Origin of the sequence: Sphingobacterium sp. HMA12 (genome assembly GCF_002933815.1) — a bacterium.
Lineage (GTDB): Bacteria > Bacteroidota > Bacteroidia > Sphingobacteriales > Sphingobacteriaceae > Sphingobacterium.
Genome location: NZ_BEYR01000004.1, coordinates 1 through 11,761, shown reverse-complemented (window position 1 = coordinate 11,761; position 11,761 = coordinate 1). Strand labels below are relative to the sequence as shown.

At 39.2% G+C, this 11,761-nt stretch carries 7 protein-coding genes; 6 read left to right on the top strand and 1 reads right to left on the bottom strand.

Features of this window, described 5'->3' with window-relative positions; genetic code table 11:
- Positions 1–2 precede the first annotated feature (2 nt).
- From HMAT_RS19195 to HMAT_RS19170, 6 genes are all read left to right on the top strand, one after another.
- Positions 3–2,162 carry a coagulation factor 5/8 type domain-containing protein gene (locus HMAT_RS19195; RefSeq protein ID WP_199768717.1) on the top strand — a complete coding sequence of 720 codons (2,160 nt, stop codon included), beginning with the start codon at positions 3–5 and terminating at the stop codon, positions 2,160–2,162.
- A gap of 252 nt (positions 2,163–2,414) precedes the next feature.
- Positions 2,415–5,588, top strand: coding sequence for a SusC/RagA family TonB-linked outer membrane protein (locus tag HMAT_RS19190; protein WP_104384492.1), 3,174 nt, complete (start codon positions 2,415–2,417; stop codon positions 5,586–5,588).
- 11 nt (positions 5,589–5,599) lie between these two features.
- Positions 5,600–7,126 (top strand): RagB/SusD family nutrient uptake outer membrane protein, encoded by a 1,527-nt coding sequence (locus tag HMAT_RS19185; RefSeq protein ID WP_104384491.1) that lies wholly within the window; start codon positions 5,600–5,602, stop codon positions 7,124–7,126.
- 4 nt (positions 7,127–7,130) lie between these two features.
- On the top strand, positions 7,131–7,829 hold the full coding sequence (locus HMAT_RS19180) for a hypothetical protein (protein ID WP_104384490.1): 699 nt from the start codon (positions 7,131–7,133) through the stop codon (positions 7,827–7,829).
- A gap of 17 nt (positions 7,830–7,846) precedes the next feature.
- Positions 7,847–8,914 carry a DUF5007 domain-containing protein gene (locus HMAT_RS19175; RefSeq protein WP_104384489.1) on the top strand — a complete coding sequence of 356 codons (1,068 nt, stop codon included), beginning with the start codon at positions 7,847–7,849 and terminating at the stop codon, positions 8,912–8,914.
- A 182-nt stretch (positions 8,915–9,096) separates the two neighbouring features.
- Positions 9,097–10,689, top strand: coding sequence for a M60 family metallopeptidase (locus HMAT_RS19170; RefSeq protein ID WP_104384488.1), 1,593 nt, complete (start codon positions 9,097–9,099; stop codon positions 10,687–10,689).
- A gap of 617 nt (positions 10,690–11,306) precedes the next feature.
- Here HMAT_RS19170 and HMAT_RS27470 read toward each other — a convergent pair.
- Positions 11,307–11,453 carry a hypothetical protein gene (locus HMAT_RS27470; RefSeq protein WP_233789466.1) on the bottom strand — a complete coding sequence of 49 codons (147 nt, stop codon included), beginning with the start codon at positions 11,451–11,453 and terminating at the stop codon, positions 11,307–11,309.
- Positions 11,454–11,761 lie beyond the last annotated feature (308 nt).

The following is an 11,761-nucleotide window of genomic DNA, read 5'->3' as shown; positions in this document are numbered from 1 at the left end:
TTATGCTAAGATTTAAAAACTATATTATTCCCGTTTTAACGTTGTTAGTTACACAGTCAGTCCTAGGAAATCCGAAGCCATGGGCGAAAAACAAGACATCTCACAAAAGCCTTGCTGCAGGTCGGAACGATAAAAATAAGAGCCTAATCCGTTTTGGTCAATCAACAGAAACGAATACAATTGCCAAAGACGATGGTCAGGAAATCTTCATGAGTAAGGGAAATGTAAGTCTAGACTTTAGCAAGCGAGTGACTGCAAAAAAAATAAAAGCCCCTTTTTTAATTCGACGGGCAAAGGGCAGGCTTGGGGATTATCAAACAATAGCCAAAGTCACTGAGCCCAGGTTTATCGATAAAAATATCGAAGGAAGTCCATATGATTATTACTATGAGATACAGACGGTAAGTGGCGAGCCTATTGCACGCTTGGCCATGGAGCTACAGCTCTTTGGGGAAAATACTTTTATTTATAGCCCTACAGACGATAAGGAACGTGTAGGTATGGAAGTAAATCAGCTCCATGATCAGATGTTCGGAAAAGAATTCAGTCCCAATCGTTATGCCCTGCTCTTTAAGTCGGGGGATTACCGGGACGCAGGGATATTGAAAATTCCTTTTTACGTGCAGATAGCAGGTTTAGGACAGGTTCCATATGACGTTGAGGTTTCAAATATCCATACACCACCACATCTTGCGGAGGGAAATGGTACGTGCACTTTTTGGCGATCGGCAGAAAACCTGTCTGTCATTGGCCCGGAGAGCTACGAGGAAGAAGAGACATTTAAATGGGCCGTCTCACAGGCGGCTCCTTTACGTCGTATTTATTCCACGCGTGTTGTGCGCAACCAATGGGCAAATGGCTGGGTGAGCGGCGGATATACTGCTGATTGTTATTTTGAGGCAGCCGCGGGTTCAAAAAATCAACAACAATGGTATACGCGAAATTCTTTTTTGAATAAAGGCAGAGGAAAGTTTGAGGAAATTAAATACAATTATTGTTTTCAAGGTGTTGACTTTGGTCCGTCTGTTGACACAAGTACGTATCAAAATAATTGGGTAAAGGGCGGAAATGTGACGCTGATTCCGACAACACCTGTTATTCGCGAAAAACCTTTTGTCTTTTTTGATAAGGAGGGGCGATATAAGGTTTTTCGTCCGGCATTGAAACACAAGCATAAAGGGGTATCCTATTCGCGGAATGATATGGGAGCAGGTGAAGTGATTGACATCGAAAAAGATTTTTATGTAGTGAAGCCAGGAACTTCAGCGCAGGATATGAACCGACAGTTGCGTATAGGAAAGCACCTGCTGATTACACCGGGAATGTACAATTTGTCTGAGCCATTGCATATTACCCGGGCGAATACAATTATATTGGGGCTTGGTCTGGCAACATTGATCCCAGGAACCGAAAATCCATCTACAGCGATATTGGTTGACGATGTTGATGGGGTGACTGTTGCCTCACTGATGTTCGATGCACATTATAGTTCACATAGTCTGATTCAAGTCGGCGGGCGAAAAACATCAGTTAGACATGATCGTAATCCGACCTTGTTGGCGGATCTTTTTCTGCGTATTGGAGGTTTTAGGGCAGATAAAGTGCATGTGGACCAGTCGGTTATTATTAATAGCAATGATGTGATCGGCGATCACTTTTGGCTATGGCGTGCAGATCATGGTGTAAAGGGCAGTGTGGGCTGGGATACCAACACCACACGGAATGGACTCGTTGTTAATGGCGATTATATGACGATGTATGCCTTGTTTAACGAACATTTTCAGGAGTATCAGACCTATTGGACCGGAAATCATGGTCGCACGTATTTTTTTCAATGTGAAAGCCCTTATGACGCACCCAATCAGGCTGCATATCGAAGCGAGAATGGGACACGAGACGGATTTGCAGCCTATAAAGTAGCTGAGCAGGTAGAACAACATGAAGCTTATGCATTTGGGATATATGATGTATTGGTAAATGCGATCAGGATTGAAAGTTCGGTGGAGACTCCAGTAAAACCCGGCATTAAGTTCAAACATATTTGCAACAACAGCCTATCCAATGGCCCAAATCGCGGATACGGTTATGTGATTAATCAGATTCAAAAAAGTACATACAATACCTGGCGAGATAATAGGACTTTTGTTGTGGAATTTCCGTAAATCTCTTCTATTGTTAAATATAATTTTATTTATATGCCGAATACCAATCTATGCATTTAGTAGTAATGAAAACTTAACGTTACAAATAAATTTAAGATTTTTTAACATTTTGAAAATAGCGAAATCGATTGCGTAACGAAATACAATCGATTGCGTTAAAAAAAGCGTCGTTTACGCTGAAGAACCGTTTTGATATATTAATAAATTGGAAGATTTTAGTGCTGAAAAGAACACTATAACCAAACCCAATTTATGGAAATGGACATCTACACCAAGAGGAAGTGGATTAGAATAATCCCGCTTCTGTTTAGTCTAATGCTTTTCCAGCTATCTTCTTTTGCACAATCGAAGATAACAGGAAAGATCTTAAACAATAATCGGCCACTGCCTGGCGCAACGGTTTTTATAAAAAATAACGTAAAAAATGCCACTTCAAGTAATCAAACCGGTGCATTTGAAATTCAAGCTAAATCAGATGATATTCTAATTGTCAAAAGCGTAGGATTTGAGACACAAGAGATTTCTGTAGGAGGAAGACAAACTCTCACTATCAATTTGATAGAATCAAGTAATGATCTCGGGGAGGCTATTGTTACGGGATATACAACAATCAGCCGTAAGAAGAGTACAGGTTCTATTGCGAGTGTCACCAGTAAGGATATTGAAAATCTCCCAGCAGCTAGTATCGATGTATTATTACAAGGAAAGTTGCCGGGTGTTAACGTCCAGAACTTTACAGGACAACCGGGGATGAAAACATCATTGGTCATTCGTGGGAACACGAATATTCCTCGATCTAATGGTGACTATGATGCGGACAATTTGACGAGTAACCCATTATATGTCATTGATGGAATTCCGACGTCTGAAGATGAAATTAAGAGTTTCAATGTGACGGGAACCAATTTTTTGGCCAGTCTCAACCCAAATGACATCGAGTCTGTTGATGTATTGAAAGATGCTTCTGCTGCTGCACTTTATGGTGCTCGAGCTAATAATGGCGTTATCTTGATCAAGACAAAGCGTGGTCAATTAGGACGTCCGAAATTCAGTCTAAATACATACCAAGGTTATGTCACAAAACCCGCGAAGGTAGCTACTTTGATTGGGGCAGCTGAGCGAAGGAAAAAGTTAGCCTTGATTTACAAATACGGCAATGATGCACAACTTGCAGACATACCACAATTATTAACGGACAGCTTAAATCCAGCATTTAATAATAATAATGACTACCAGGATCTGTTTTACCAATCTGGCTATGTACAAAATTATGACCTTTCCGTTTCGGGAGCGACTGAAAATTTGAACTACCGGGTCAGTGGTGGGATGTATAATGAGAAAGGGATTGTCAAAAGTACGGGTTTAAAGCGGTATTCATTCACCAGTAATTTGATCTTTAACATCACAAAACAATTGGAATTCCTTACCAATTTCAAGGCCTCAACCAACAAACGTATGGATGGAAAAGGAAATACTGAATTTCTAAAGACAAATCGATATCGTGGTATATTTGCTATTAATCCAGTCGATATGCCGACTTCCTTATTGGGCATGAGTCAGGATGATATTAATAGCATTGTAAACCCTTACGATTATCAACGTAACGATAATATCAATGTTGATTTAAGTGGTGTGGGTGAATTAAGATACACCTTTCTAAAAGATTTCCGTTTGAGTACAAGGAGTATCATTAATTATTCAACAGCCAAAAATGATTTTGCATCACCCTCTATTTTGAATTCAGATGGTTTGGCTTATGCAAAATCCACTTACACCCAGTATAGAAAATATTTGTTGACGAACTCCTTGTTATGGACAAAATCCTATAATGATGTACATAATTTTACTGCTACAGCAGTACAAGAATATGAATCTCGAAAAAATGAAGGGTTGTATTTGTTAGGTAAGGATATCCCAAATGATAATATTCAGGTTGTTAAAGGAGTCAGCTCGCAAAACCTCAATGGATATTCCGATCAGTCCACCTATGCAAAATTATCGTTTTTGGGCGCTTTTCATTACGATTACAAAAGTAAATATCTATTGGATGCGGTATGGAGAGCGGACGCTTCTTCACGCTTCGGTAAAAATAACAAATGGGGATATTTTCCTTCTGTAGGTGCGGGATGGATTATTTCAGAAGAACCGTTTATGGAAGCCAACGAGTGGGTGGATGAATTTAAGTTGCGTGCTAGTTGGGGGCGTACCGGAGATGAGAGTAGTATTGGCGATAATGACCGATATAATGCTTTTGTTGCGGGAGATGGATCATATCCAGGGAACTTTGGCAATACTTATGGTGGAGGCACAGCGATTATACCTAACTATTCTGGCATAACCAACGATAATATTACATGGCAAAAATCGGATACATGGAATGCAGGGTTTGATGCCTACCTGTTGAAAGGTAGACTGACAGTCAATTTTGATACTTATGTAAGAACTACCACGGGACAAATGCTGCAAATTTGGATACCAGAGTATTCAGGTTATTTACAAACATTTACAAATGCTGCAGGCGTAAGAAATTCTGGGGTAGAGATTAATATCCAAGGAAGGGTATTTGACAAAGAGAAAGCATTTCAGTGGACTCCGCAATTAAATTTATCATTTAACAAAAATGTGGTAACTGCACTTCCGAATGGTAATAGGGATCTGTATTATGATAATGGGGTGTATGTAGTTGGAAAACCATTGAATATGTTCTATGGCTATTTGGTTAATGGTGCTATCAGTTCATCAAATGATATTATTGTCAACCCATACACGGGAGCAGTCGGCGCTACAAAATGGGGAACATTAAAACCTGGGTATCCAAATTGGGTAGACGTTAATGGTGATTATAAAATTTCCGATGCTATTGGTGAAAATGACATGACCTTTTTTGGAGATCCTAATCCAAAAGTGACCGGTGGATTTATCAATAATTTTAGTTACAAGGATTTTTCCCTTCAGATTTTGACAACTTTTACATTTGGTCGTGATATTATCAACAATACTTTCGCCCGTAGGATGTCCAATGGTTTTTTCTATGGTAGTGCAAAAGATTTTTCGAAAGCATCTATTGGAGATCTAGATAAATTTGATTTTTGGGAGCAAGAGGGGGATATCGCCCGATATCCAGCGGCAAATCCTTATATGGGATTATATGCCTGGAGGGCTGCACAATCAATGTTTATGGAACCCGGATGGTATGTACGTATCAAAAATATCAATTTAGCTTATCGTTTTAATAAAGGCAAAAATCCGTGGATGGATCGTTTGGGGATAAATTCATTAAGGCTCTATGGTACAATGGATAATGTTCATATGTTCCAAAAATTTTCAGGTGTAGATGCTGAAATGGTAGATGCACGTGGATTTGACTATGGAGATGGATACCCTTTACCATCGAAATATACTTTAGGCGTTCAATTTGAATTCTAATCACTAACGTTATGAAAATCTTAAAAATAAATTATAAAAAGCTTGGACTAGCTGCAACTCTCATGTCCGCCTTGTTGTTAGGGGCCTGCAACAAACAGTTAGAAAATAATTTGATAAATGATACCTATTCAGATACGTTCTGGAAAAATGAGAAAGATTTTACGGGAGCTGTACTAGGTACTTATGGCTTGTTTCGTAAGGCAATGGTCACCAATCAGGCATTTTTTGCTTGGGGGGATACTCCAATAGGAATTTTTACTACGGATGATGGAACCCTGCACTCCAACATCTATACAGGCGGAAGTTTTATTATGAGTTATAGGGAAGGAGGGTGTCTGAATTGGACCAATTGGTATCGTGTTATAAACGCGGCTAATTTGATTATTAAAAAATTACCTGAAGTTTCTGATGATAAATTTTCAGTGGGAACAAAGAGTTATATACTTGGGGAAGCCTATTTTATGCGAGCGCTATCATACTTCTATATGACTAGGGTATGGGGAGACTTACCATTACAGACCGAACCAACAGAAACCGCCGATCAGGCCGTTTTGAAAGGCAGAACGTCAACAGAGGAAATCTTGAAGTTTATTGTTGAAGATGCACAGAAAGCCTCAAGCTTATTGACATGGGAAGGTGTTGATGGCTTGGGACGTCGTCGCGCCAATAAAGCTGCTGCTTTGGCCTTATTGACACATGCCACGGCTTGGCAAAACGATTATGCAAAGACTGTAACCTATGCTGATTCACTGATCAAACGTACCGATCTTTTTGCTCTACAGGCAAAAGGTAATATCCGAAATGTGTTTAAGGAAGCCGGAGCTAAAGAAAATATATTTGTTTTTACAAATAAAGATGCAGAAAATGAATCGGCTTTTTATAATACAGATTATGTTGGTGTATTTTCGGCGGCAGTGGGTTTTATTACTGTCAGTAGCGATATCTATGTGAATATGCCATTTTTTAGACCTATTTACTTTGTTACCAATACAAAATTAGAAGAAATTTATGGTTCTGGAGAAGAAGGAGACTCTAGGAGAACTGATTTTTTTAGAAATAATACAAACACCCAGTATAATTCTTTAATGAAATATTCGGATATCGTTTATAAGAATGCTGCAACGAATTCTGATCCTAGAATAGAGAGTAATCTTGTTGTTTTTAGATTGGCGGATATGATTTTGTTGAAAGCCGAAGCCTTGAATGCTCTAGGCCGAGATGGAGAAGCCTTGACTGCTGTAAATTCAATTAGGGAGCGTTCGGGAGCCAAAACACCAATCAGTAGCAGTGGGGCCAACCTAAGGAGGGATATTCTAAAGGAAAGACAACGCGAACTAATTGGAGAAGGACATGCTTATTTTGATATCGTACGTAATACTTGGAAAACAAAAAATAATAATCTTTATATACAATTGGCTTCTTGGAGCATGGATGCAAACCGAATGGCACAAAAAGGATACTTATTTCCAATACACAATGATATATTAAATTCTAATAGATTAATCTCCCAGAATCCTTATTGGATGGGTAAATACTAACAATATGAAAAAGACAATATTATATATAGGCCTTCTCTATTTCGTATCTCTATTATTCAGTTGTAAAAAAGATGGTGTAATAGATGGCGGAGTAAGCGACCCACATGTCAATATGACGACTTATGATTTTTTAAAATCACATCCGCGACATCTTTTTGACACGACATTAATGATTATCGATAAGGCTGGATTAAAAGATAAAGTGAATAAAGCGGGAACATTTTTTGTACCCACGAATTATTCGATCCGCCTCTTTCTCTTTGCAAAACAGAATGAGTTGCGAAAAACTGACGAACGACTCAACTTCAATTTGGATTCGTTGTTTAAATATTACTCTCCAAAAATGCTGCAGGACTCCATGAGTGCTTACTTTTTCAATGATCGCATTGTTCGAGATAATCTGACAGAGACCGGGACAATATTCCAAACTCAGGAGCCAACAACGAAATTGTTGGTGACTTTGGAGAAGTCAACGAGTGCAGACTATACAGAAGATGGTATTATTTCTCAAGGGCCTAAATTATTGTATTTAACAAAGATCTATGGTGAACGAGATGTAATGAAAAATGGATCATTGTCCGACCCGTCAGGAAAAGCTAACCTTAATGATACGAAAGTGATTTGCCAGACCTCGGGGATTATTTCAACAACTGGTATCGTGCATGTATTAAGCAACCAGCATATTTGGGCATTTAGAAGATAAAATTAATTGGCATTGATATGAAAAATAAATTTAAGATATTCATATATCTAGGTGCATTGGCCACTCTGATGTGTACTGGATGTAAGAAAATAGAGGTAGGTTACCTAAGCGATAATATTCGGTACGGATCTAATCCCATTATGGTAGATCAAGGTACCTTTTATACGGCAGTTGGGATTATTCCGGATGCTTCTACACCTCCATTTACGGTGACATTATTAGATGTCAGGAATAAAGCAACAGGAAAACGAGAAGAGTCATTTTTCAGAGAATACGATATTAAAGTATGGAAGCAAAAATATGATCCGAAAACAGATACCACGCTGGAAATAATTAATAGCAAGCAAGGAATAGAAAAAAGATTACCACTTACCGTACTGGAAAAAAGTGGTCAATTTATGTTTACTCAAGCGACTGACAACGTGCCAACGGGTGAATATGAGGTTGATATTCGTGTGCAAAACCCAAAAGGAACAAAAGACTATAAGAATATAACTACTATTAAGCTCTCGCCAGTAAAAGAGTACTCTTATGAAAATGTTCCGTATTTTATTGCAGTAGAGGCAAATAGTGAAACTGGTATTCGTTTTCCTTATGATGATCAATGGATTGATCAAGTTAAGGGTCAGAGTACGAGCTTAACGTTGAAGATAACACGTGTTGCAGATGGTCCAAATCAGATTGCTCTCAAGGTATATGATAAAAATGGCGCACTTTTTCCTGGTAAAGCATTGGATAGAAGGCCATCTGGTAACGATTTTCTTAAAACTTTGGCCACTTTCGCCTATAAAACAACAGTCACAGATACAGCGGTTATCTACGACTATGCGCAGGTGAGATTTCCAGATGTGTATTGGGATACTCAATCAAATGGTATAAATTGTTATTATCGGATTCAGTCCAAATGGATTCAGTCGGTGGATTATGCTGATACTAAAAATTGGAATCCGCCAACGGATATGAAGTATTTAACTTATGATCAGTCTGTTAAATTAAACATTCGTTTTAATACTAAAATTTATAAACCAGGTAAGTATATCTATGAACTTCATTTGAAGGCAACGAAAAATCCGGATGCAAAATAGTTATTGAGGAGATTTGAAAAACTTGTGTAAGTGGAGGCTATTCCCATAAGAATAGCCTCCATTTGGTAAACACGGTTTCCGATATCATTTTTAAAGACGGTTATGCTTTTGGGGAGGTAAAGAGATTGTGCATTTTGCTTTAAGAGGTCGCATTCTCGTTCTTATTTAAACCATAAATAATTATGAAAAGAAAATTTTTCACTTTCGGTCTGAGCCTATTGATGAGTACGAATCTAATGGCACAATCTGCTCAGGATTTTAAGCAGACCTATTCGGATCTTTCTGTGTTCGAAGACGCATTCGCATTAACGTTAAAAAAAGGTATTAAGAAAAAGCAGATCGACCAGATTGGTGACACCACATTGCGCAGGGTAGCTTTATCTATGCTAGATGGCAAATACAGTAAGGAGTATAGATATGCAGCTTATTCTGCCTTGCTTAACCCATCCACATTGGGGCATCAGTTGAGTATTGGTGATGGATATAGCAAATATGAGAATATGACCGGGGTTTACCTTCCAAAAGGGCAGCATATTGTCATTGTAGATGGTATTGCAAATGGCAAAGAAGTTAACCTAGTGGTACCAAATTGGCTGCGTAAAGCTCCGGATCCGATCAAACCCACAGAAGATCCGAAAGGCTGGGGATTAGAAAAACAAGAATTTAGATTGCATAATGGCGTGAATATTATCCAGCTCAACGATTTTGGAAGTTTAGCTTATATTGATTATTTCTCTGAAGAACCTGAGAAAGAAAAACCTGTTACGGTGCATTTTCCAACAGGACAGGTAAACGGATATTTTGATATAAAAAAGCAGGGCAACAAGGAATGGGACAGTCTGATTGATCATGCAGTCTTTCCAATTATGGATGCAAAGGGCGAATATATACAGACAGCCTATCCCATAGAGGCAATGAAGAAATATGCCTATGGAAGAGGTGTTGAACTGATCAGTAACTATGATTCTTTAGTATTCAGACAGCATCGTTTGATGGGTTTGGAAAAATATAAGAAAGTTCCTAAGAACCGTATCCTTGCGCGGGTAAATTATAATTATTACATGTTCCGTGATGGGGATGGGGTTGCCTATATGGGGGACAAAGTAGGTTATGCGATGCGTATGGTTGTTGATCCTGCTTCAGTAATAAAAGGAGATCCCTGCTGGGGGTTTAGCCATGAAGTAGGACATGTGCATCAAACACGACCAATGTTTAATTGGGGAGGACTCGGTGAAGTGAGCAATAACCTGTTTTCTTTATATGTTACACGGTCATTTGGTAATAAAACACGGGTTTCTGAGCAGAATAACTTTGAAAAAGCCAAATCCAGTATTATTGACAAAAGAATTTCCTATTTATCTGATCCTGATGTGTTTAATCGTTTGATCCCTTTCTGGCAATTGCAGTTATATTTTGAAGGAGTTGGAAAGCGTCCAGATTTTTATGCGGATCTGTTTGAGGCTTTTCGTCAACAGAATAGTGCTAAACCAAGGAGGGTACGCTCGGATTGGGCTTCTGACAGGATGATGGGAGAGCGGAATCCAGCTGTTCATCAATTAAACTTTGTCAAAACAGCATGTGAGGTTGCTAAAATCGATCTGACTGATTTCTTTGATAAGTATGGATTCTTCTATATCGGTACATTGGAGTATGATGATTACGGAAAGTATACGTATACAATGACACAGGAAATGGTTGATGAATGCAAGAAGGCAATTAAGAATATGAGCTTGTCTCAACCTAAAGTAGATCTTACTACGCTAAGAGACAATTAATATTTGGCAATTAGTCGATAAAACTCCGAACGATACAAGTTGCTTCGGAGTTTTATATTTTTAAGCGCATTCGTTCTTATAAAATATTTACTTTTTACTTCAAGAAACTTCGTTTCCAGCCAGTGAGTCCGAGTATTTGGACTGTTTTTGGATTTTTTTTAGTTGCGGTTGGCGAGCTGTTCGACACGAATCAGGCTTTAAAAGTACCTGAATACAGATGTTAGTCTAGTTCGGCGTGAATGCCAGTGCCGTTTTAATGTGCTGTACTCGGAGCAAGCACGGAAACAGTATGGATTCATGTCAATGTTCCAACTGGGATATAACTCCTTTCGCCCCCCTAGCCAAGGGGGGACCGCAGGATACCACACCATATTATATGATTCCGTCATCCCATAGCCCTAGAATCACAAATACTACCTGTGATCGCCCCATTGTTACTCGTTATTATAGACAAGTTCGATTTTAATTTAGCAATAAGTTAGATTTAAGTTAGCGATCCATTAGGTATACTTTAGCTTTTACCTAATGAAAACCTAAACTAAACCTAAACAAACCCTAACTAAAACCTAAATAAATGGATAATTTGTCCGCCAGTTAAGAATAAAGTTCTCCATAGGCTATCGAATGGAAATCTTCGGGTTATTTCCTGTAGGAATCCCCCGGAGCGCCCTGTCCGTAAGGGGAGAGCATCTGTTTTTGCGTTGTTCGCCAGCACCGTCCGTGGCGCAGTCTTTTTCGGTCACCGTTTCGTTCCTGATCACCATATCCCCGCTAAGTGTTCACATCCGCCCTTTCCAGATTCCGGGTGTATCCCAGGGGGCCTGACTGCCATTCTTCAGCCGCGCCTATGCGATGGGCTGCCTCGCGATCCATTTCCCCTGCTGTCCGCCGCCTTTTTCCCGCTTTTCCTGTCCGGAAGCCTTTCCTACGGCCCTCCGGTCAGTTGCCGGGAAAAACAATCGGTCAAGTTTCCAGTGAGTTATGGGAATATTGAAAGAAAATAAAACAAAAGGCTTGGAAGTTTGTTAGTAAACTCCCTATCTTTGCACCACTCCGCAAGGGAGGCAGGGTT

Coding starts and splice junctions, on each gene's coding strand:
- HMAT_RS19195 (WP_199768717.1), top strand. CDS start 3: ATGCTAAGATTTAAAAACTATATTATTCCCGTTTTAACGTTGTTAGTT.
- HMAT_RS19190 (WP_104384492.1), top strand. CDS start 2,415: ATGGAAATGGACATCTACACCAAGAGGAAGTGGATTAGAATAATCCCG.
- HMAT_RS19185 (WP_104384491.1), top strand. CDS start 5,600: ATGAAAATCTTAAAAATAAATTATAAAAAGCTTGGACTAGCTGCAACT.
- HMAT_RS19180 (WP_104384490.1), top strand. CDS start 7,131: ATGAAAAAGACAATATTATATATAGGCCTTCTCTATTTCGTATCTCTA.
- HMAT_RS19175 (WP_104384489.1), top strand. CDS start 7,847: ATGAAAAATAAATTTAAGATATTCATATATCTAGGTGCATTGGCCACT.
- HMAT_RS19170 (WP_104384488.1), top strand. CDS start 9,097: ATGAAAAGAAAATTTTTCACTTTCGGTCTGAGCCTATTGATGAGTACG.
- HMAT_RS27470 (WP_233789466.1), bottom strand. CDS start 11,453: ATGGTGATCAGGAACGAAACGGTGACCGAAAAAGACTGCGCCACGGAC.